The organism is Fictibacillus marinisediminis, from assembly GCF_023149135.1.
In the GTDB taxonomy this organism is placed as follows: domain Bacteria; phylum Bacillota; class Bacilli; order Bacillales; family Fictibacillaceae; genus Fictibacillus_C; species Fictibacillus_C marinisediminis.
The window spans coordinates 19,697-41,459 of the sequence record NZ_JAIWJX010000004.1; the positions used below are offsets into that span (position 1 = coordinate 19,697).

A 21,763-nucleotide genomic window follows, 5' to 3' on the forward strand; every position below is an offset into this window, starting at 1 on the left:
TGTCCTCCTATTGTCCATCTTGTAGAAGTTGATACAAAAGTTCGGTTCCCAACCCGTACATGACCCACTGCCGTTGAGGAAAGTCTTGATGAAGTGGAATCATGGAAAGAAAAAGAAGTGCTTCAATGAGGCGAACTTTTTTATCATTTAATTGAAGAATATCGGCCAATACATCGTGAATACCTACTTGTTTTTCAGTGGTGTGAAGTTGGTATTCAATGCAAGTAGAAGTGGTCTGCACATCGAAACGATTGTGAATAAGCAAGTCATAACCTGATAAACTATGCCTTAGTTTTGCAAGATCATAACGTGGATCCCCATATGGCGTAAGCTTCCCGAAGGAGCCTCTCGGATCAATCACCTTGATACGTCGAGTTTGATCATCATAAAAGATGTTGGAAAAACAAAGATCCCCATGGATAATAGCTCCACTGTTTGTATTCAGGAGATCCAAAAGATAGTTTTGATTCTCCATTAATAAAAGCAGCGGGTTAGGGTACGATTTTCCGTTAATTTTTAACGCTTTTTTAACATGGCTTCCCCTATGAACCAACAGATTTTTTTGTAGATACTCAGTTAACCGGTTTATGGTTTTGTCCCAATACATGGAGTGAATTTGCTCTTTATCTAAGGGCATTTGATATTGCTGGAAATCAGATAACATGGCTTGTACGGCCTCTCCAACATGATCCCAATTGACATTATCTTTTTTCAAATAAAGTTGGGATAGAGTAGGGGAAGAAATACGTTCCAATTCCACATACATGTTATTGGAACCTAAAGAGTACCCATGTACACGAGGCATATAGATATGAAGGGAAGAGGGTAATTGAATGTACCATAAAATTTCACTTTGAAGAATGTCCGTCTTATGACTGGTTTTCTTTACGGTCAGACCATTATTTGTGAGTTGTAAGGAATTGAAGAAGCGTGAATTATAACTTTCATTCATGTTTAATCACTCTTTGTTTTAAAATAAGCTTTTATTTCATCTTTTAAATACTGAGAGGTTATGGGAAGGAAAAAATCAGCGTTAGACGCATCTTTCCATCTAAGAGAAGCACCTGGATAAAACAAGTGTTCTTTTAGATCCTGTATAGCATCTGGGGAAAAGGGTTCCTTAAAAGATGATTTCAAATAAATAAATAGAGTAGAGGCAATTAATTCACCAAATAAGTAGTTATGGTAGTAAACAGGTAAGCTGGAGAGGTGTGATTTACTTGCCCAATATGGAAAGTCCCAGTCCTCAGGTGGGTTCACCTTTTGAATGTCTTTTACCAATGTCCACCATAACTCGTTTAGGTTTTGTTCGGGATTTTCGTATAACTGCATTTCAAACAACGTTAAGGTCATGGTCCAATACAGCCGGACCAACAAGTTTTGATAGTATGTTTCTTTAGCTAAAACCTCCGAAGCGTCTTTGGAAGGGAAATGGATAGAATATAGAGGGATTTTCTCGAACAACAAGGCGATCGCTTCACTGATAAAGATTTGCGAAGGCTGTTTAAGTAAAAAGGGAAGAGAGGGGTTCATGGACATTTCATAAGCACCATGACCGAGTTCATGGAGCAGTGTCTGAATAGATTGAAAGGTGGGATTTTGATTCACTGAAATTCGAATGTCTCCCTGTCGGTCCACATGAAAACAAAAGCCAGTGGGGCTTTTTTCTTGATCATTGGTGAAATTCCCATTTTGGATTAGTGGTGCGATGTCGAGGTTGATTTTTTCAAAAAAATCCTTGATGTCTAGCATATCAATTGAACAGTTTATATGATTATTTTTATAGTACTGAAAAAAAGGATGCTGATAATGCCAAGGCTGAATTTCTTGAGATGAGATATTAAACTTTTCCATGATTTCTTCATCAATCATTTGTTTAAGGTATTCATATATAGGATCTAGAGAGGATTTGATATGATAAATGGTTTCTTTTACATCCTTTACATTTAAATCCTGTGTGGACAATTTAAGTTCATAAAAGTTTGAATATCCCTTTTCTCGTGCAACTTGATTTCTCTTCTTAACTAAAGTGAGTAACTGATCCTCAATTTCTTGGCCACTCTTCATATAAGCTTCCCAATACTTTTTACGTTCATTGGGATCAGGTTGGTTTTCCAGTTCCCCAAGGAGTTCGCTTTCTGTAAAGGTTTGTCCATCAATGGTAGGACGGAATGTAGCGAAATGGAAGTTAAGCCCACTCCACAACTCATTCATTTGTTCTCGTAAGGTCAAATCATAACTAAACTCTAATGTTTCATTCCGAAGCATATTGATTTGCATATGTTCAAGCGAGGTGTTATTTGATCGCTCCTTTGTCTTTGATTTGATCAGTTGCTGTACCTCTTGGGATAATAATAGGGTTTGATAAGCCTTTTCAGTTTGATCGGCTGCTTCAATCAAATCTGGATTTCCAGTTACAAGTAAATGCCATAAAGAATCCATCATTCTCTCATATTTTTGCTTCATTTCCATATTGAGCCGCTGTAATTCCATAAATTAAGCCTCAAATCCTATGAATTTTTTTACTTCTTTAATATTGAAGTCGATGGTAGTAAGGGAGGCTTTTATCTTTTCGCTTTCTTCAATAATGATCCAGGAATCCTTTTGAAGAATATCAATTAAGAAAGAAAAAAGGATACTCGATAGCTCTCGTACATGGACTCCCTTAACAAACCTTGAGAATCTTTGAAAAAAAGAAGCGGTATCAATATTAGCTAAGTTTAAATGACAGGTGTCAGGTAAAAGAAAAAGGGGTTGATTGACATTTTCTAAAAGTGACGTTATGTCCTTTTCAAAAAAAATACATTGTTTAAAATGAGGATGAATCGTAGTCGTTATATTATAAGATGAGTAAATTTTTGTGATTTCGTCAATAAACATGTACATCTGGGAGAGGGACGTATCTTTATAACGTAACCCAGGAGCCAGTATGACCATCGGAACTCCTAGACGTGACATTTTATGAGCTAATAAACTATGATGCATCAAGATTTCTCGTTTTCGACGAAAATTTTGAAAATGACCAAATTCAAATACGGATGAAAGGGTAAGGCCATATGCGTCCAGATGAGATTTAATGAGGGAAATATCCTGGAGAAAGGCACTTCCCATTTCTACCGATGTCATCCCGTGATCGGAAATTCGTTTAAAGGCCGCAAGGTAATCATGTTTCCATTGACTAACATGATACGATATATACGGATTAAACCTCATCTCCAATCCTCAAAGTAGTGAGCCTGCTTTATTGAAAACACGGTTCCATACTTCTCGGTTATTTTTGTGTTTTTATTCAATCGTCTTCTTACTTTTTCTCCGTACCGATTGTATAACCAATTAAAGTTTAAGGCTAATCGTTCCACGCTTGCTCCCGTAAAATGACCAATTAGTGACCTTCGAAAACGATAACTGGATTCGTTTTTCGTAGATCCATGGATGATTCTTCCGTTAAAAATAACAATATCACCGGGCTTAGTTTGTACGTTGATTATTTGATCTGGATCGTCAATTTCAACTTTTTGTCCTGCATCCGAAAAATACTCTCTAACACTATTTGTTTTTGTCTTAGGTTGAATCAACTTCATTTTTTGTGAACCTTTAATAAAAGTTAAACCGCCGTTTTCATGATCTGAACCATCCAAGCTAATCCAAGCTGCGTACGTTGTGCCCGGTGTAACGCCGAAGGCATAATTGTCTTGGTGCATCGGCAATCCAGGTGTATCGGGAGACTTAAAATAATAACTAGTAGAGATCAGAAGGGGTTCCTCACCAATGATTTCAGCCATTAAGTCAAACAGATGTGTTTTAAAAATGGCATCGGCAACAATCGAATTCTTTTTGTGATAATCGCGTAAGCGAGGATACAAGCTGAATAAGGGTTTATCACGGTTTTGAAGGATGGATTTATTTTGAAGAAGATGAACCCTTATGCGTTCGTATTCCTCCATTACTAACGTGATGTATTGTTGCGGATAAACATCTGAAAGAACCAAATAGCCTTCCTTATCAAAAAATTCCTTTTGCTCATCTTGAATATGGATCATAAGGACGCCTCCCTATTTTTTTATTCCATGAAAATTGGGCCGTTTCCGGATACGTATTCCTTTTTTGTTTACAAGGTAATTGTAATTAAGTGTAACTTTTTAGCACTCACAGGTGCAAAATGCGAGATAATGGATTGCCTGAATTCTTCTTTTGTGTTGTTTGGAGGCGAATCATGAAGTACAGCGCCGTTGTAAATGACAATATCTCCAGGGGAAGTGTTCAGATGTACGATTTCATGCCCTTCAGGAACTTTTAAAGTCTGTACATACCCACCGAAGGTATCAGCCTTTTCATCGATTGTTTTTTCAGGTTCCAATATATCAAAATCAGCGGTGCCTTGTACGAACCGCATGCTTCCATTTTCAGTTTTTGCTTCACTTAAACTCACCCAAACTGCAATACATTTTCCGGGAGTTACACCAATCCCATAATTGTCTTGATGCATGGGCATACCCTGAGCTCCTGGGGGCTTGAAATAAAAATTAGTGGAGATTAGATCGACTTCTTCCTCCAACAAATGTTCCACTAAGGAGATGACCTCAGGTTTCATGACAAAGTGAAACACGTTCTCCTCTTTTTGATGATAATCTTTGATTCTGGGATAAAGGGATTCTAGGGGTTTCTCAGGGTCTTGTTGGATAATTCCCTCCCTAACTTGATCCATCCATAAATGTTGATACTGTTCTTTTAATTTTTCCACTTCTTCAGATGTATAGGCATTTGGAATCACAACAAAGCCTTGCTGTTTAAACTCGTCCAGTATGCTGGTCATGGTCATCAATAGACCCCCTCAGTTAATTAGTAGTAGGTCAAGCATATTAAAATAAAGGACAGATTCCTCGGCTTTATTTGTATATTTGGCCAAGTAGCTACCATCTATAAGGTTGTAGGCAATAATAGCCGAGTGTTCCTCCTTCATATCGCCTATTCTAGGGTTAATCAAGTGTAAAAGCGATGACTACCTAGTAAGGAGGCATTTATGGATCCAAAAAAAACAGACCCTAAGAAAAACGAAAATCATAAGGATCATGATATGAAATCTAAAGCTTTAAGAGAATATTACTTACTAGAAGACTCACTGCAATATGATAAACCCCATTGGGAGCATCTTTATTTCTCGAGATTTCAACGTATGTTTTGGGGGAAATTTTAACAGAGATTTCTTCTTGATAAACGTAGAAAACCGCCTCCCGAGTGGGGGCGGTTTTCTGTGTGGTCTTAGGAGGTAACCGGAAAAAGAGAAGAATAATAGGTTCTAATTTCCTGGTCTTTAAATTCGGAGGAGTCGAGGAGGGGGAGGTTTTGCTGCTTTCTCTTATCCATCATAGCGCTTAAATACTGAAGGACTTCGTTTTTGTAGCGCTGGAGGACAACTTCTTCATCTTGGTGTGAAAACTCCATGATGTTATAAAGAAGTTGTTTGATTTGGAGAAGATGCTCTTCAATAATGGAGGCGTTATACTCAGGTTCCCGAGGCAAGGTGTCACCTGAAACGTTCAAATCTTCGGTAGTCCTTAGATATTCAGGAAGTTTACTTTCTGAATGCCTGGTAACAGAATGAGCATAATCCTCTCTAATTGATTGAATCAGATAACCTACTGGATTGTCCGTTTTTTTCTTAGTAAAGACCGACTGGCTATATCGAATATTTCGCTCGATTTGTTCTAATGGAAAATCGTTTATTAAACTTTTTGCTACTGAGGTTTTGATCCCTGTATTTTCTAAAATTACTTTTAGTTGCACTTTTGGATCCGGGTCTTTTGAAACAGATAGTGCCCTTTGCTTGTTGGTATTTTTAAAAATTAAAAATTTGATTTCGGTTACTTTTTTTCCGGTCTTTGTTTCTGCAAACTCAAAACACAGATCGGTTTTTTCCTCAAGTTCCTTTTTGCTGACGTTCAATATCTTATCCTTAAAATGACCGAATAACTTGTACTTAGTCGGTGAAATACCAATCACTTCACGGAGTTCATCCAGTAAAAAGGTTCGTTGGCCAATGTGCTCATATTGTTTCAATAACTCATAAATACGAATAGAGTACGCAGAGCGCAATTGTATAATATTTTTTAACTGATATGTAGTAAATTTTTCTTTTAACTGCAATAAGTATGGTTTTAGCTTGGGACTGAATTCCAGTTCTACATAACCCTTCCCATGAAAATATTCAGCACTGGAAAGCCAAGTGATATCCAGAATTGACTGATCCGTATAAAGAGGTAGGGTTTTTAGTTGAAGGGCTTTGACGATTTTGCGAATTTCTGTATATTTACCTGTCGATTTCAAGCCCAAGAGTTGGACGAAATCGGAAACTTTGATTCGATAAGGTCGAAAAGCTTCATCAGAAGGTTGAACCAGACTAGAAAGGCATAATATTAGCTTTTGCTCTAAGACAGAAAGTTGATATTTCTTTTCAATTAGTGCGTTGGACTTAGTCACCCAATGATAAGCATTCAAATGATCCGTTTCTTGTACTTTGTAAAACGATAAATGATCACCTCGAGGAGGATCTAGTTCTTTTATGTGAATCATGCTAACCTCCTATCTTTCTCTTATTACACAATGAATTATGAGATTTCTAACGGAGAGAAATAACTTTTAAAAGTTAAAGATAAAACGCTAACCCTTTTTTAGAGGAAAAAGGTTATCCATCAAAAAGTTTCGTTAGGTTAACTATGAGGGATACCAGAAATGAAGACTCGGCTTTTTGTGTGTTCTCCATTTTTTTGTATAAGAAAAGGATTCATCTACTGTAATTTATATAAACAAGACTGTTGTTTCTGCTTATTTATATCACTTTTGATTAGATATAGTCTTTTGTTTTTGGAAAGCTTTTTTAGCAAGAAATTCTTTTTTTGAAAAATTATAAGAACATATGTTCTATTTTAATACATAAAAAGACAGAATACAACAATTTTTAGGAAATAGATTACAGGATACATTAAACAACTTTACCTGAATGAGGTTGTATCCAAAATTAGAGTGCCGCTTTATTTGAAAAAAGTTTTCATGTAAAGGAAAAAAAAATTAAAAACATTGTAAGAATTTCCACCTTTTCTACGTTACATATTATGAAGGGCTTGATAAAGGAGCATCCTTCTACGGGTTAGTACTTTTTACTCGCGTTAAAGTCTCCCTTAAACCTTTGAAAAGGAGTGTGGGAAAACATCAATTGGATCAGAAAAGCAACGGAGTGGTTTGAAACTCTTTTTGCAAGACACCTTGTGGATGCTGAGCTACAAGACCCTAAGTGTGTAGTGGATATGTGTGATGATAAAAACTTTAGGGTATGTATTGTGCATCCTCCAATGAACCAGCATTTCTTTCTTACGTTGAACTATCCCCATAACCAATGAAGGAGCGTGTTTTAAAAATGGCAGTTATTAATCGATTAGGAAGTGTTTTTATTCATGTAAGTGATTTGAAAAAATCAACGGAATGGTATGCTAAGATTTTAGAAAAGCCGCAGCCGGAGGAGGAACCTCAAGGCCCTGTACATTGGTTTGAAATGGGGGAAGGACGAGGCGTTCTTCTTGACGATAATCGAAACAATGCGGATCATGTTCGCCCCTCGTTTATGTTGAATACGGAAGATGTTGATCGAGCTTACAAATTAGTGAAAGAAAATGGAGGTGAAATCATTCGGGAGATTGAAAGAGATGACATGGTTTCCTTCTTTAATTTCAAGGATCCAGATGGAAACATGGTTATGGTTTGTCAGGAACACTTTAATCAGTAATATAGTTATAAATGAAGAGTGCCGAAACAATGAAGTGTATCGGCACTCTACTTTTTATGTTTTTCCTTGATGATGCTTTTTTCCTTTCGGTGGAGCGCAACATCCGAAAGTGGTGTTTCTTCTGGGTTGATCATACCTGTATATTGGTCGTCATAGGTTAATCGAATCTCTTGTTTATTTAGTTGTTTATTCCTCCAATAGACAACTTCTATTAGATTTTCCTTATTAAAATAATGGGATAAAGTACGAACAAATTGGTAATAAGAGGTCACGGGTTTATTGTTGATGTGGGTAATAATATCCCCCTCACGGATGCCTGCATAGAACGCAGGGCTATTTGGGTACACCTTCATCATGAAATTACCCTCATGACTAGAACCCGCTTGAAGCAGTTGCTCAGATGTGGCCGTGTAATTAATGACTCCGATCCTTGGATAATTAAAAATATCATTTCGTAAATCCAACCCAAATTCTACAATGCTTTTTATATTATATAGTGTTTGCCTCCAGCCCATTTCTCCACATTCTCTAATCCACTGCATCATTTCGTCATCATCATATCCGTCCACCTTTACCGTAATCTTTATAAGGTTTTCTGATATTTCTTCTAACGAAAAAGCAGTATATAGCTCGTATTCTCGATAGGAGCCATCGGGTAGTAACGCTTTGTATTTGTCCCAAAAAACAATATGATTTGGCGCTTCCTTGAGTATACATATGGATTTGTTTGATAACTCACCAATTATAAAATCAACTTCATCACCAATTTCAATGCTCTTTTCTTTTCCCTCAACTAGGGCAACATCCGTTAAAAAACGATTCCACCCGTCCGTGGTCGAAAAAAAGGACCAAAGTTCCTCTTTTGTACTTGTAATGTAGCACGAATTCAGTGTGAAAAATTTAGACTTATCCATGATTCGCCTCCTTCCTACATCTATCTTATTGGACGAGGATGATATTTTACTCGGCGTTTTTAAAGAAAATAGGCAATAAAAAACGAGCGCGGCATCGAGAGGCGTTTTTATAATGAAGTACAAAAACAGGTGAAAAAAATGCGAACAATCGGTGTGGTTATTCCAGTTTTCAATCAAGCGATTCCCCTTTTATGTACTTTACATGGTTTCCATAAACAATCTGTGAATACATTTAAAATCTCTATTGTTGATGATGGTTCTGAAGAGGACATAAAAAGCATTGTCAATTTGTTTGAAGATGTATTGGATATCACATACACAAGGATTAACAAAAGCGGGAGAGCCATCGCACGAAATGTCGGGGTTGAAGCGCTTCAAAATCCATCCACTCTCATCTTTTGTGATGCTGATCGAATTCCCGCTAGAGATTTTATTCTTGAACATGCCAATGCCCATAATATGAAACAACATGCATTGGTAGTAGGGGATATCAAGGAAATGTATGTCCCAAATCTTTGGAATAACCTTCCTACGGTCTTTCATAATTATTTATCCACTCAGCGTTTGAGAAGGCCTCAATATCCTCGTATTATCTATACGTTATTTGATGAGGAAGGGGAATCAATATCCAACATTCCTTGGTTGGCAACGTTTAGCGGTAACTTTTCGATTGGATATGACCTTTTTAAAAAGGTAGGGGGATTTGATCCCGATTTTCGGTATTGGGGTTTTGAACACTTTGAGTTCGGATACCGTGCCTATCGCCAATCTGTTAAATTCTTATACAACAGGAAAGCGGTCAACATTCATATTGCCCATAGCAGACAAAACAATTATCAAAACCATCTTAAGAAAAGCCATGACATATTCAAAAAGAAACATCTATCCCCAGAAGTCGAGTTGCTTTTGGATTTTATGTTAGGTGACGTCAGTTTATTGGATCTCCACAATGTTAGTATTCCATTGCATGATAACGTCAATAAATTCAAAAATGTACCGGAGCTGTTTGTGAAGATAACAAACTTTTAGGAGTGTGTGTATGAACAAGTATAACGTCCTTCATCCATTCAGTTTTATGCCTAATTTACAGGATAAGACGGAAGAGGATATTAAAGAGATCTACACTTTTTTAGAAAGTGGAAAAGGTTGTTGGGTTAAAGATGATAAAGGAAATGAGTATTTTTATGCCACAACAGCTGTTCCAACCGTTGGGTTAGGTAATAAAAGGGTAGTGGACGCGATCAATAAGCAAATGGAGCGTTTAAGTTTCGCTTCCACTTGTGGTCAAACCCATCCTTATGTACAAAAGCTTGCTGAGAAGTTAGTGAGTGTAGCGGGAGAGCAATTTTCCCTATGCTTTTATACAACTGATGGCAGTGGAGCAATCGAAACGGCCATGAAGCTCGCTAGGCAACATTTCATGCAAAAAGGGTTACAGGGGAAATCCAAGTTTATTAGTTTTGACGGAAACTATCATGGAACCACGTTTGCTTCAGGTTCTGTAACAAAAATGGGGATTCAAGAAACCTTTGGAGAGGGGATAAAAGGTTGTTATACTGCACCCTTCCCGAATATGTTAAGACCCCCTGTTGAGGGTACAGAAGAAGAGATAACGGATTATTGCCTACAGCGATTAAAACATTTAATTGCTGAAATCTCCCCCGATGAAGTCGCTGCCATCATCTTTGAACCCATCCAAGGTGTCAATGGAATCATTCCAATGTCCAAGCGTTTCCTGCAGCAAGTTGCCTCTTTAGCAAAAGAAAATAATATCCTATTGATCGCTGATGAGGTAACTACTGGGTTAGGACGAACAGGGTATTGGACATCCAGTGAATATTATGGGATCAAACCGGATTTGTTGACGATTTCCAAAGGATTGACCGGAGGCTACTTTCCGATGGGAGCTACACTCATCTCTTCAGAAATAGAGTCATCCTTACTGGAGGAAGGTGGTATATTTCTTCACGGTTCAACACAATGTGGCCACCCTGTGGGATGTGTAGCTGCTCTAGAGTTAATTTCTATTATTGAAGAAGAGAACCTACTTGAGAATGCAAAAGAAATGGGAGAATACATTCTTTCAACTTTCAAGAACCAGTTGAAAGACTGTAAGCATATCGGGGAAGTACGAGGAGAAGGATTGATGATCTCCATTGAGTTTGTATCTGATCGTCTGTCCAATGAATCTATCGACTTTTCATTGGGGGAACGTTTTTCTCAAGAACTAAGAAGGCAAGGGGTGCTGGGTAACTATTTTAATGGAATTTTATTGTTGTACCCTCCACTAAACGTATCAAAAAGTGAAGCAACCTTTCTTTCCGATAAGGTTTTGCAAGCAATCAACCAAATTTTTGGAGGAATGAATGAAAATGAGTGAAGACAAACACAAAATTGTTCGTAAAGAGGATATGGTCTGGGAACATGGAATGTATGATCAAACTGAAATGGCTTATTTATGGGAAGACGAAGAGACAGGTAGGGTAGCGTTTCTCGTAAAATTAGAACCAGGAGCTCGAATTCCATTTCATGATCACCCAAGAAGAGAAGTTGCGTTTCTTGTAGAAGGGGAAGTTTGGTTGAATGATGACTTGATGAAAAAAGGCGACTTCTTAACGGCAATTGATCAAGAAGCCCATGACGTCTATACAGAAAAAGGATGTACCTTCTTTATTTATATTGATTACAATATCGAAAAACATCGATTTGAAAAAATTGAAAAGTAGTAAGTAGTTTTAAAAAAAAGCAAAAAAGAGCTTGAACATGAAATCAAGCTCTTTTTTACTTTCCACAATAAACAAGGAATCCCGGACCTTAGGGCGTATTTATCTCAAAACTTCGTTATACCAAAACTCTTTCTCAGTGTTAATGATTTTGGTAATTAAATTTTCATCACGATCAATGTAATAATAATGTAAATGGATGCCTCCTACCAACATAGCAACCCACCATCCCTTGGCGTTTGTTACTGCCATATAATGTTGGCATTGAAGATAAATGGATGACCTTTCATTCCTTTGTAGTGTAAAATCTTTATTAGAAGTAGCTTTGCACAACAAACCTTCCTTTTTGCCAGCGATCATTCGATCCACATTGGCAATCATAAATGGATGTTTAACATTTTGTAAGATCGCATTTTTTCTAAGAAGTTTTATTCCAGTCTTTTTAAATTCCTCAGCAATAAAATCCTTTACCCTCATGCGAAACTTCATTTTTTCATGTATAACCAGCTGTGTGTGACCCGTCTTTTCCTCAATTAATCTTCGCCTACTTTTACTTGGATTCACCCCAAACAGCGTACTAACATCCGTACCACCAATCCCTTTTGATCTCCATTTTGCCACTTCCGAATCATCCAAATTATTCTTCCATATCAATATTCTGTAATCCAAACCAATTCCTCCTTTCAAACTTCCTCCATAATAGGAAAAGTTTTAAAAAAATTCTCGGTCTTTATTCGGAAGATATCGGCTTTTTAATCAGTGAAATTAGGTGGATTTACTAGGAAATTAGCACTAATTATATCTAATTTTAGGCTTTTTTGTAAATTTTACACGAATCTACCGCAATGGATTATGAACTTTCAGAAAACTTTATTGTTAATATGTGCTTAGCGAGTAAAAAGTAAACAATTGACATCCTAGGGGGATTTTATGTGAAACCAGTAATCTTGTATTACCCAACATTGCAAAAAGATCTTAATTGTTATGAATGGTTCGGGAACTTGTCCAATAAAGTCAAGTTAATTAAAGTTACTAGTTTTCAAGATGTTAAGTCCGTAATGAAATTAGGAGATTACACAGTCTACATTATTTTGACAAATAGTCATTCATTTCCCACCACTTGGCAGTTCACTCAATTACAAGCGGATACTACGTTAATGATATTAGCCGGTTTCAATAAGATGAACATGATATTACTCAACTCGTTTCTTGAGTCGTTAGATACTTATGTTGAACCTAGTCCTGACAATTCCTCCTTTTATCGATCTCTCGATTATTTAGATGATAATCTTTGTGATAACGAATTGTCTCTGGAAAAAGTGGCCTCTCACGCATTCGTAAGTAAGTGTCATTATTCTAGAATTTTTCAACAATATGTCGGAAAGGGATTTAAAGAGTACGTCATTAATAAACGAATTCAAAAAGCTAAACTGCTACTGAAAAAAGGCGAAACCGTAACTGATGTTTGCTTTTCCATCGGCTACAACGACCTTACCCACTTTGGACGAATGTTCAAAAAGATTGTTGGAATCAACCCTTCTCAATACAGAAACCAATATAGTGCATGTCAGGAGGCAAAAACATCTTGAAGAAAATTCTTATCATTTTATCTGTTATAGGAGTAGTTGGGTTTACTATAACAGCCTTTCGAACCTACAACTTTTACAAAGCCTATGAAATTCCACCTTTAAAAGGGGATGTGACCATCAGGGATTTAAACATTGATTTTAAAGACGAAATAAAAGTCGCAACCAGTGATACAGCAAAGAAAAAAGAACTCACTGTCAAGGATATAAATAAGGATAATGTAGAGGATGCCTACCCCTATACTAAGAAATTAATAGAGGAAGGAAAGTACAACCAAGCCACACAATTACTTAAAAAAATAATAAAGATAAAGCCAGATCAATGGGTGTATATCAATGAACTCCGAATTCTCGCTCTAAAGGAAAACAAGACTGACAACTTCCTCAAAACGATGGAAGTCATACCTCAGACGTATGAAGTTAGAATGAACGAAGCGCTAGCTTATGTAGACTATTTACAAACGCCTGGGATGGGGACAGCAAACCTCGGCCAAAAATCAGCACAATCCATAGAATTATTAAATGGAATAATTAAAGAAAATGAACATGATTTGTTAGCCCACTATGCCAGGGGACTTAACAACCTTTATTGGCCTTTGGGTTTGAAAAGAACCAATAAAGCCATTCAAGATTTGACGTATTGTGTAGCAGCTGAAAAAGAGTTCGGAGGAGACAAATTTCCATTTTGGGCTTTATTTTATGTTGCATTGGGTGATGCCCTAGTGAAAGATGGACAACGAAACGAAGGACAAGCTGTTTGGAAAGAGGGATATAAGAAATACCCTCAATCCTTAGAACTGAAAAAACGCCAAGGATTAGATGAAAAAAAAGCTTTTCAATTAGTTAAAGAAGAGAGAGGAATTGATGGCTTTCAAAGACCTGATAAGTCCATCTCTGATCTCAGTATTATTTGGTCAAATCGTTAAAAAAGGGGATAGGTGAATGCGACCCATCGCTGTTTCTGGGATATCTGTAATTTCTTCATTGGGCTCAAATATCGAGCAAACGTGGTCAAATATGTTAAATAAACAAAGTGGTGTAAGCAAAGTGACTTTGTTTTCTGTAGAAGATCAAAACAACCGTAACGCATGTGAGGTAAAGGATCTCAAATCCATTTGTATACCAGAGGTTTATGAAAAGGGCAGAGCGACTAGCCTACTCATTACAGCGATAGACGATGCATTATTTGATGCAGGGCTGGATGAGGACTTCCTACAATCCCCTCGATGTGGTCTAAGTGTGGGGACTACGATGGGAGAGTTGAGCGGACTGGGTCAAGAAGGTGCCCGTATGAAATATGGCCCCCATCTCCTTGCAAAGAATGTTCGGGACCATTATGGATTAGAGGGACCTTCGTGGACGCTCACCAATGCTTGTGCGGCTGGGAATTTTTCCATAGCAAAGGCTATGGATGAAATTCAATCCGGTAGAGCAGACGTGATGATTGCTGCCGGTGTAGACGCATTATCTTGGGTTGCTTTTACTGGTTTTAGTAGTTTACGGGCGATGTCCCCGGATTATTGTAGTCCATTCGATAAGGATCGAAAGGGGCTAATTCTAGGTGAAGGGGCAGCTGTTTTAATTTTAGAGAGCATGGAGCATCTCCAAAAAAGGAACAGAACCTCAAAAGCTGTCCTTAAAGGCTATGGAATCAATTGTGACGCTCACCACATTACACAACCTGATCCAGAGGCAGAAGGAGCAATCACCGCAATGCAAGAAGCCCTTCACCACGCTCACTTGTCACCGGAAGATATTCATTATGTCAGCTCTCATGGTACGGGAACGAGAGCCAACGATTCCATGGAAAGTAAAGCCCTTTTAAAATGTTTTGGAAGTCGTATTAAAACGAGTTCAGTGAAAGGAAATATCGGGCATACCTTGGGTGCAGCTAGTGTCATTGAAGCCGCTTTGAGTGTGAAAATTATAAATGAAAAAATCATTCCACCAACGGCAAACTTGCATCAAGTGGATCCCGATGTGGAGATACAAGTTATCAAAGATCAACCCGCTAATTTTGACGGTGAAAATATCATTTCCAACGCCTATGCCTTTGGGGGGATTAATTCGTCCATTATTATTGGGAAATAATTGATATGGAGGATTTATGATCAATTTAAAAAAACAACCGCTTAAGGTAATTACTTCATGGAAGGATTATAAGATTGACCCCAGACATTTTGTGCTGCTCTTTCTTTTTTCGTTTACCTTTTCCGGAATGGTCTATCTAGGTTTTTTTCAATCATGGAAATCCATTGTAACCGCAGTTATCGTCTCTGTTAGCACTGAAATCGTGTTAACAAAGCTTGTCTATAAAGTATGGCGGTTTCCACTCAGTGCGGTCATAACCGGGATGGGGGTTGGATTGTTAATCAGTTCACCTTATCCCTGGATCTATGCATTGACAAGCTTTCTTTCCATTACTATTAAAATGTTTGTACGGTTTAAAAAAGGACATATTTTCAATCCTAATAATATAGCGGTGGTTTTGGTATTGTTCACTTTAAATCAATATGCCGTGAGTACACCAAAGCAATGGACCAATGGTTTTCAGATCATGATTGTTATTCTGTTGCTCGGTATTTTTGCAACCTACATGGCGAATCGACTCGATGTAGTCCTTTCGTTTCTAGGAAGTTTTACATTCTTCGGGTTACTTCGTCACTTTTGGCTTGGAGCTCCCATGTATGCTGCACTGGGTCCGCTCATGGGAGCGTCTCTCCAATTGTTTGCCTTCTTTATGATCACGGACCCCAAGTCAACTCCAAGTACAAGGCGAGAACGAATCATATTTGCTTTTCTAGTGGGCGCCTTAGATGCAGTCTTCCGTATTTATCGCATACCGAACCCCCAGTTTTATGCTCTTTCCCTCATTAGCTTGTTAACCATTATCCCATTTAGAATATGGGTTTCAAAACGAATTAATAAAACTGAAATTGGAATTTAGGTGAATAAATTATGGTATATATCAGTGGATTTTCTTCTATATCTCCATTTGGAATTGGGATTGAGAAATTGATTGGTAGAATGCAAAAAGATTCGACTGCTTCAAGTAAAAACAGACTTCCAAACCAACTTGTATACTCTCATATAAAAGGATTGAACCGACTTCCCAAAGTAAGCAGGTACGGGTGTATCGCTGTTTCAGAGGCCCTTCGGTTTGCAGGCTATAAATGGTCATCGGAAAAAGATAGCCGAGTCGGAGTCGTCGTTTCTAATAATTATGGAAGTTTAGAAGCCATTCAAGACATGTTTGAAGAGTGTGATAAGTATGGTCCCACAAAAGTGAATCCATCTATTTTTCCTGGGACTGTACTAAATGTAGTTGGGGGCCATATTTCCATTGTGTTTAAGTTTAATGGACCCAACATTACGCTATCCGAAGGAATTGATTCTGGATTTAAGAGTCTGTTGTATGCCTATGACCTCATTCAACAGGGGAAAGCAGAAAACGTTCTTGTTTGTGATCTTAATATTTTTCCCCCTCCCAAATATAAGTCAGAGGTTGAGGATTTTCTCCCAGACTTTGAGTGCGTAGGGGCACTTCTGCTCGAAAAAACACCGAAAAATAAAAAGCATTCCCTACATTTATCAATTAATCCCGCAAATAAAGAAGGTGGTCCTTTGGAAATGTCCAGGAATGTCATAAGAGAGATGATTATAAAAAGTTTTACGCTCTTAAAAGACGATCGAAATAGTAACGACACAATATACACACATGCAATAGGTCATGGAGAATATTGTATCAATATCAGTAGGGTCTCGGAATGATGAAAGACATTTATTTATCAGGTACAGGGCTAATCACCTCTCTTGGACAAGACAACCTTGCCTGGAAAAACTTGTTTAAAGATGAACACAAGCCGGACAATAGATCGTATCTTCTAAATAATAATATCGAATTGGAATATCCCGTATTTTCAATAAAAGAAGAAGAGCTAACGTACCATAAAGAAAAATGGTTTAAGGAGTTTGGTATCCAAGAACATCATATAGAAAAGTTCTTGCTGGAGGATAAAGATTTTCTTTTGTTACTGCTAGTCTCACTTATAGGTCTACGTAATGCCAATATTACCAGCAGCGATAAGACAGTTGGTTTGGTTATTGCACATGAAAACTTAGGTGTTAACCATTTAATTAATGGATTGATACAAAAACCCAATTTATTAGATCCATCAAGTCCGCTTGATTCTTTTCAACAATATAAAAATGATTTCTTCCGGCTACAGAACTTTAATTTCCTTTATCATCTTGCGAAGATATTAAAAATAAATGGGCCAACCTATACCATCAATAACGCTTGTGCCTCTGGCCTATATGCTCTTGAATTAGGGAGCAACCTAATTAAAACCGATCAGGCAGATATTGTGCTTGTTGTTTCGAGTGATTACGCGCATGTGACGGAATACCTGTGGTTAAACGAAAAGGGATTTAATGCTACGAATGATATCATTGCTCCTTTCGATCAACATGCCACAGGGTCAGTCCTCGGTGATGGCGCCGGTGCCATCATTTTAGAATCGGAAGACAGTTTGTTACAAAGGAACCATTCCCCCTTAGGACGTTATATAACCACGGCTTTTCAGCAAGACCATTGGCGAATTAGCTTGCCAGATGTCACTGCGAAATCGTATTCAAAAGCGATTAAAAATGCCTTATCTCGATACGGGAACAATGTCGATTTAATCATCCCGCATGGGACGGGAATTCCTATGTGGGATAAGTATGAAGCGAGAGAAATTACCTCTTCTTTTAAAGATTTAAATTTACAGATCCCAGATCTTGCTGCATTTAAAGGATTTACTGGCCACACCTTAGGGGCGAACAGTTTAATAGAGTTGATCCTCGGAATGTTTAGTTTGATCGAAGATGTCATCCCACCGCTTTTCCCTCAGAATTTCCACCCACATCAAGACATTTTACTTCCTTTCACAAAAAAGAAAACCACCAAAAAAATGAATAGTGTATTAAAAACCGTAGCGGCATATGGTGGATTTAATGCTGCAACCATTATTGAAAAAATTTGAGGGGGAACATATGTTATATCTTACGGATCTTGTAAATAAAACGGCGTTGGTAACGGGTGGTTCAAGAGGGATTGGTAGAGAAATTGTCACCCAGTTAGTCAAGAATAAAATCAATGTAATCTTCACCTACAATAATGGGGTTGATCAGGCAGAGGCTCTTGTAGATGAGCTAAAAAATGAAGGTGTAGTCCTTAGAGCCATTCGGTGCAATTTAGAAGAGAAAAGCGATTTGGACCATCTAATTGACTTCCTTTCTGAACTTCCCATGAAGCTTGACTTCCTTATCAATAATGCCGGATTTACAATGGATCAGCCCTTTTTAAAAATGAAGGATGAAGAATGGGAGAAGGTGTTGCAAGTAAATTTAACGGCTGCTTCATACTTGACTCGCAGGCTGCTTAGAACATTGTTAGTGCAAAAGGGTGCCATTGTGAACATCACTTCCATATCTGGATTAATTGGTACGAAAGGACAAGTAAACTATTCGGCTTCAAAAGCTGGAATGATTGGACTGACAAAGTCCCTTTCCAGGGAAATAGGCCGATTAGGTGTAAGGGTGAATTGTGTCGCTCCGGGATATATCAAAACCGATATGTTAAACGGAATCCCAAAAGACAAATGGGACAAAATACAAAAAGAAATTCCATTGAATCGAATTGGAGAATCTGAAGATGTAGCTCATATGGTTTTGTATCTACTGTCTTCATACTCTTCTTATATAACTGGCCAAGTTATAACTATCGATGGTGGACTAATTTAGAAGGGGTGGTTAGATGTCATACGAAATGAAAAAACATAGAATTTTAGAGTTAATTGCAGAAATGGTAGAAGTTGATGTATCAGAAGTTAAAGAGGATAGTAGTTTTGCAGATTTAGGAATTGATTCTTTAATGGCCCTTGAGCTAGCGGTCTATCTTGAACGTGATTACAACATTTTCATTCAGGAACAGGAACTCATGAGTCTTCGAAAGGTAGAAGACCTCTTGCGCTTTTTAAACACAAATTAATGGATAAAGGATGAACCCATTATGATTAAGTTCCTTAAGCACTACTTTCATGGAGATTATCCTTTTTTTAAAAAGCGATTCCTGTGCATCCTGTTTCATTTCTTCTCAGGAGCTCTCCTTGCCTTTTTGATTCCTTCCGTTAAATTCCTCCGATTCCTCATCGAACACATCTCTCCCTCTTTTTACCGAGGCTTCACCGATGAAGGTGCCGGGATCGGATTTGGAATGAGAGCTCATTTTTTTAAAAAAAGAGGGACCTCCTTTGAAACCAGCATTACATCTCTGACTTCCAGATCGATTTACCAATACTACGTTGGTCTTGGATGGTGGCTTCATTACCGCTATCGCTATAACGTCAGAAAGTACGACGAGTGGATCAGTCAACTCCATTTCAAATATGCACTGATTCTTTTTGATGGAGTGGGTTTTAAGGTCGGTTTATTTACGTTTTATCATAACAAAAACAGCCTTGCGGTATTAGAACACTTTACCGTGCCTCAGCAAAGAGTATGTTATCAGGGCTTTGGGCGCAGCCTCTGGTTTCAAAGCAATTTTAATTGGCAAATGGCTCAAACTGAACTCGATCGATTAGGGAAAGATCATCCGTTCCGAAACGATATTTTAAGCGGCCTCGGTCTTGCTGTTTCTTACAGTAAATTTGATGACTTATCACTAGGGAGTACTATACTTTCCACCCTTTCTTCTGAAGACAAGAGCAGCTTTGCCCAAGGGCTCGCATTTGGCCTAGAAGCACGAAAGAAACAAAACCCAGAACTATGGGAGAACACAATAGGGACTTTGCCAATTGGCCTCAAAGATCAGGTGAACGGTTTAATTCAAATTGTCCATCAAGTAGAAGAAGAACTGGATTTGTATTGCACCGACCGTAACTACTATTTGTTATGGATTGACAAAATCAGAAACACTTTAGAAGGAGATAATAGAATTTGATGATAAAACTATTTGCAAAAAAGGTAGCTTTGTTAGTACTTGTGGGCTTAGTCGTCTTACTGTCTGCATGTCAACAAGATTCGGACGTTGACTATGGTTTTAAGTTCAAGGATATTACTCAATCCACCAATATAAATTTTACGCATCAAAAACCACAATTTGACAAGAAAGTGAGTAATGTTATGCCGTGGCTCGCATCGACTGGAGCTGGTGTGTTTTTAAACGACTACAACAACGACGGGAAAATCGATGTGTATTTGATTAATTCCAAAAAAGAATCAAGTAATAAGTTGTATAAAAATAAGGGGAACAATACGTTTGAGGATGTGACCGATCAGGCAGGGATTGGTGACGTTAATAAAGAGGGGATATCCGAGACAGCCCTTTGGTTTGATTACGATAATGACGGATTCCAAGATCTCTTTGTTGGGGCTTGGGGGAAAAGCCAACTTTTTAAAAATAATGGGGATGGTACTTTCAAAAATGTAACAGAATCCTCGGGGGTCAAAGCAAAAGGATATGCATCGAAAGCTATCGCCATTGATTACAATCGAGATGGGAATTTGGATTTGTATATAGGCAATTACTTTAGGAAAGATGTTAACTTGTGGAATTTGAAAAGCACAAAAATTTTTCATGATGATTTTGAAAAAGCAAGAAATGGAGGGGTGAATTACTTCTTCAAAAATAATGGTGACGGTACGTTTACTGAAATCGGAAAAAAACTCAATCTGGATGATTCCGGATGGACTCTGGCCACTGGAATGGCGGATATTAATAACGATGGTTTTCCTGATATTTATAATGCTAACGATTTTGGAGCAGATTCACTGCTGATTAACAAAGCTGGAAAACGTTTTGAAAACGTCACTCAGCACCGGGGAATTGGTGAGGACACTTATAAAAGTATGAATGTTGATTTTGCGGATGTCTTCCATGATGGGAACTTAGCGAACTATGTGTCGAATATTAGTAAACAAAAGTACTTGTTGGAAGGAAACCAACTCTGGCATATGAACTCCAAAGGGAAGTACATTGATCGAGCAAAAGAACTAGATATATTTCAGTCAGGATGGTCTTGGGGCGCAAGATTCTTTGATGTGAACAACTCAGGAAATATGAGTCTGGTTGTGACCAACGGATTTATCACCGGAAAATCAAAAGAAACCTATTGGTTTGACATGGGGACACTCGCCACAACTCCTGGAAAAATCGTTGAAGATGCCAAGAACTGGCCAGCGATAGGTGACAAAGATATGTCTGGTCATGAACAGAAATCTCTGTTTCTCAATCAAGGAGGTGACACCTTTCCTGATGTCGCTAAAGAGGTGGGGATAACCTTTAAATATGATGGCCGAGGTGTGGCAGTAGGAGATTTTGATAACAACGGAACCCTGGATTTATTTTTTGCGAACCAAGGAGCGAAACCAAAAGTCTATTCGAATATCCAAAAGAAACCAACAAATTGGATTAAAATTGACCTTAAAGGAACCGCTCCGAGTAATAGAGAGGCTATAGGTGCCAGGCTAACTTTCAACAATAATGGCGTTAAAACGGTGGTTGAAAAAGACGGAGGAAACAGTTTCGGGTCCCAAAGCGACCCGCGCATCCATATTGGTTTAGGAAAGAGTGAGACTCTTGATCAATTAGATATTAGATGGCCAAGTGGTAAAAAAGAAGTCTTTAAAAATATTAAATCCAATCAGATTTTATCCATTGTCGAAGGGAAAGGCTCATATAAGGTCATTTCTAAGAAGTAGGGTTAATCAAGAAGAAAG

Annotated in this window: 23 protein-coding genes; 15 read left to right on the forward strand and 8 right to left on the reverse strand. The window is 37.9% G+C overall.

Annotated elements, in window-relative coordinates; translation table 11 throughout:
- Positions 1–7: 7 nt before the first annotated feature.
- The 5 genes from LCY76_RS22825 to LCY76_RS22845 all read right to left on the reverse strand — a co-directional run bounded on the left by LCY76_RS22825 (position 8) and on the right by LCY76_RS22845 (position 4,819).
- A complete protein-coding gene (locus LCY76_RS22825) occupies positions 8–952 on the reverse strand; it encodes an aminoglycoside phosphotransferase family protein (RefSeq protein ID WP_248254791.1) in 945 nt (314 codons plus the stop codon).
- A 2-nt stretch (positions 953–954) separates the two neighbouring features.
- Positions 955–2,493 (reverse strand): M3 family metallopeptidase, encoded by a 1,539-nt coding sequence (locus LCY76_RS22830; RefSeq protein ID WP_248254792.1) that lies wholly within the window; start codon positions 2,491–2,493, stop codon positions 955–957.
- 3 nt (positions 2,494–2,496) lie between these two features.
- Complete coding sequence (locus LCY76_RS22835; protein ID WP_272885794.1) at positions 2,497–3,213, reverse strand: sugar phosphate isomerase/epimerase family protein; 717 nt, start codon at positions 3,211–3,213, stop codon at positions 2,497–2,499.
- Positions 3,210–4,040: a phytanoyl-CoA dioxygenase family protein gene (locus LCY76_RS22840; protein ID WP_248254794.1), complete on the reverse strand. Its 831-nt coding sequence runs from the start codon at positions 4,038–4,040 to the stop codon at positions 3,210–3,212. The genes LCY76_RS22835 and LCY76_RS22840 overlap by 4 nt, the downstream gene beginning before the upstream one ends.
- 68 nt (positions 4,041–4,108) lie before the next feature.
- Complete coding sequence (locus LCY76_RS22845) at positions 4,109–4,819, reverse strand: phytanoyl-CoA dioxygenase family protein (RefSeq protein WP_248254795.1); 711 nt, start codon at positions 4,817–4,819, stop codon at positions 4,109–4,111.
- A gap of 201 nt (positions 4,820–5,020) precedes the next feature.
- Between LCY76_RS22845 and LCY76_RS22850 the strand changes: the two genes are divergently transcribed.
- On the forward strand, positions 5,021–5,194 hold the full coding sequence (locus LCY76_RS22850) for a hypothetical protein (protein WP_248254796.1): 174 nt from the start codon (positions 5,021–5,023) through the stop codon (positions 5,192–5,194).
- Between the two features lie 65 nt (positions 5,195–5,259).
- On the opposite strand, the gene LCY76_RS22855 is transcribed toward LCY76_RS22850, so the two are convergent.
- On the reverse strand, positions 5,260–6,570 hold the full coding sequence (locus LCY76_RS22855) for a replication initiation protein (RefSeq protein ID WP_248254797.1): 1,311 nt from the start codon (positions 6,568–6,570) through the stop codon (positions 5,260–5,262).
- Between the two features lie 841 nt (positions 6,571–7,411).
- Between LCY76_RS22855 and LCY76_RS22860 the strand changes: the two genes are divergently transcribed.
- Positions 7,412–7,777 (forward strand): VOC family protein, encoded by a 366-nt coding sequence (locus LCY76_RS22860; protein ID WP_248254798.1) that lies wholly within the window; start codon positions 7,412–7,414, stop codon positions 7,775–7,777.
- Between the two features lie 47 nt (positions 7,778–7,824).
- Here the strand turns inward: LCY76_RS22860 and LCY76_RS22865 are convergent, their stop codons facing one another.
- Positions 7,825–8,691 carry a PDZ domain-containing protein gene (locus LCY76_RS22865; RefSeq protein WP_248254799.1) on the reverse strand — a complete coding sequence of 289 codons (867 nt, stop codon included), beginning with the start codon at positions 8,689–8,691 and terminating at the stop codon, positions 7,825–7,827.
- A gap of 138 nt (positions 8,692–8,829) precedes the next feature.
- Between LCY76_RS22865 and LCY76_RS22870 the strand changes: the two genes are divergently transcribed.
- From LCY76_RS22870 to LCY76_RS22880, 3 genes are read left to right on the forward strand one after another with little or no spacing between them, the layout of a single operon-like run.
- Complete coding sequence (locus LCY76_RS22870; protein ID WP_248254800.1) at positions 8,830–9,720, forward strand: glycosyltransferase family 2 protein; 891 nt, start codon at positions 8,830–8,832, stop codon at positions 9,718–9,720.
- Positions 9,721–9,730: 10 nt separating this feature from the next.
- Positions 9,731–11,071 carry an aminotransferase family protein gene (locus tag LCY76_RS22875; RefSeq protein ID WP_248254801.1) on the forward strand — a complete coding sequence of 447 codons (1,341 nt, stop codon included), beginning with the start codon at positions 9,731–9,733 and terminating at the stop codon, positions 11,069–11,071.
- Positions 11,058–11,417, forward strand: coding sequence for a cupin domain-containing protein (locus tag LCY76_RS22880; RefSeq protein ID WP_248254802.1), 360 nt, complete (start codon positions 11,058–11,060; stop codon positions 11,415–11,417). Before LCY76_RS22875 ends, LCY76_RS22880 begins: the two co-directional genes overlap by 14 nt.
- 99 nt (positions 11,418–11,516) lie before the next feature.
- On the opposite strand, the gene LCY76_RS22885 is transcribed toward LCY76_RS22880, so the two are convergent.
- Complete coding sequence (locus LCY76_RS22885) at positions 11,517–12,083, reverse strand: YqaJ viral recombinase family nuclease (protein ID WP_248254803.1); 567 nt, start codon at positions 12,081–12,083, stop codon at positions 11,517–11,519.
- A 263-nt stretch (positions 12,084–12,346) separates the two neighbouring features.
- On the opposite strand from LCY76_RS22885, the gene LCY76_RS22890 reads away from it, so the two are divergent.
- Genes LCY76_RS22890 through LCY76_RS22935 form a run of 10 tightly spaced genes read left to right on the forward strand, consistent with a single transcriptional unit; the run spans position 12,347 to position 21,745 of the window.
- Positions 12,347–13,003 carry a helix-turn-helix domain-containing protein gene (locus LCY76_RS22890; RefSeq protein ID WP_248254804.1) on the forward strand — a complete coding sequence of 219 codons (657 nt, stop codon included), beginning with the start codon at positions 12,347–12,349 and terminating at the stop codon, positions 13,001–13,003.
- On the forward strand, positions 13,000–13,926 hold the full coding sequence (locus LCY76_RS22895; RefSeq protein WP_248254805.1) for a hypothetical protein: 927 nt from the start codon (positions 13,000–13,002) through the stop codon (positions 13,924–13,926). The genes LCY76_RS22890 and LCY76_RS22895 overlap by 4 nt, the downstream gene beginning before the upstream one ends.
- Before the next feature lie 16 nt (positions 13,927–13,942).
- Entirely contained in the window at positions 13,943–15,091 is a 1,149-nt protein-coding gene (locus LCY76_RS22900; RefSeq protein ID WP_248254806.1) for a beta-ketoacyl-[acyl-carrier-protein] synthase family protein, read from the forward strand.
- A 16-nt stretch (positions 15,092–15,107) separates the two neighbouring features.
- Positions 15,108–15,947 carry an RnfABCDGE type electron transport complex subunit D gene (locus LCY76_RS22905; RefSeq protein WP_248254807.1) on the forward strand — a complete coding sequence of 280 codons (840 nt, stop codon included), beginning with the start codon at positions 15,108–15,110 and terminating at the stop codon, positions 15,945–15,947.
- Between the two features lie 11 nt (positions 15,948–15,958).
- On the forward strand, positions 15,959–16,771 hold the full coding sequence (locus tag LCY76_RS22910) for a beta-ketoacyl synthase N-terminal-like domain-containing protein (RefSeq protein WP_248254808.1): 813 nt from the start codon (positions 15,959–15,961) through the stop codon (positions 16,769–16,771).
- A complete protein-coding gene (locus tag LCY76_RS22915) occupies positions 16,768–18,027 on the forward strand; it encodes a beta-ketoacyl synthase N-terminal-like domain-containing protein (protein ID WP_248254809.1) in 1,260 nt (419 codons plus the stop codon). The genes LCY76_RS22910 and LCY76_RS22915 overlap by 4 nt, the downstream gene beginning before the upstream one ends.
- On the forward strand, positions 17,999–18,787 hold the full coding sequence (gene fabG, locus LCY76_RS22920) for a 3-oxoacyl-ACP reductase FabG (protein WP_248254810.1): 789 nt from the start codon (positions 17,999–18,001) through the stop codon (positions 18,785–18,787). Before LCY76_RS22915 ends, fabG begins: the two co-directional genes overlap by 29 nt.
- Positions 18,788–18,800: 13 nt before the next feature.
- Complete coding sequence (locus tag LCY76_RS22925; RefSeq protein WP_248254811.1) at positions 18,801–19,034, forward strand: acyl carrier protein; 234 nt, start codon at positions 18,801–18,803, stop codon at positions 19,032–19,034.
- Between the two features lie 21 nt (positions 19,035–19,055).
- Entirely contained in the window at positions 19,056–19,985 is a 930-nt protein-coding gene (locus LCY76_RS22930) for a DUF1702 family protein (RefSeq protein ID WP_248254812.1), read from the forward strand.
- Positions 19,985–21,745 (forward strand): CRTAC1 family protein, encoded by a 1,761-nt coding sequence (locus tag LCY76_RS22935; protein ID WP_248254961.1) that lies wholly within the window; start codon positions 19,985–19,987, stop codon positions 21,743–21,745. The genes LCY76_RS22930 and LCY76_RS22935 overlap by 1 nt, the downstream gene beginning before the upstream one ends.
- The last annotated feature ends 18 nt before the right edge of the window (positions 21,746–21,763 follow it).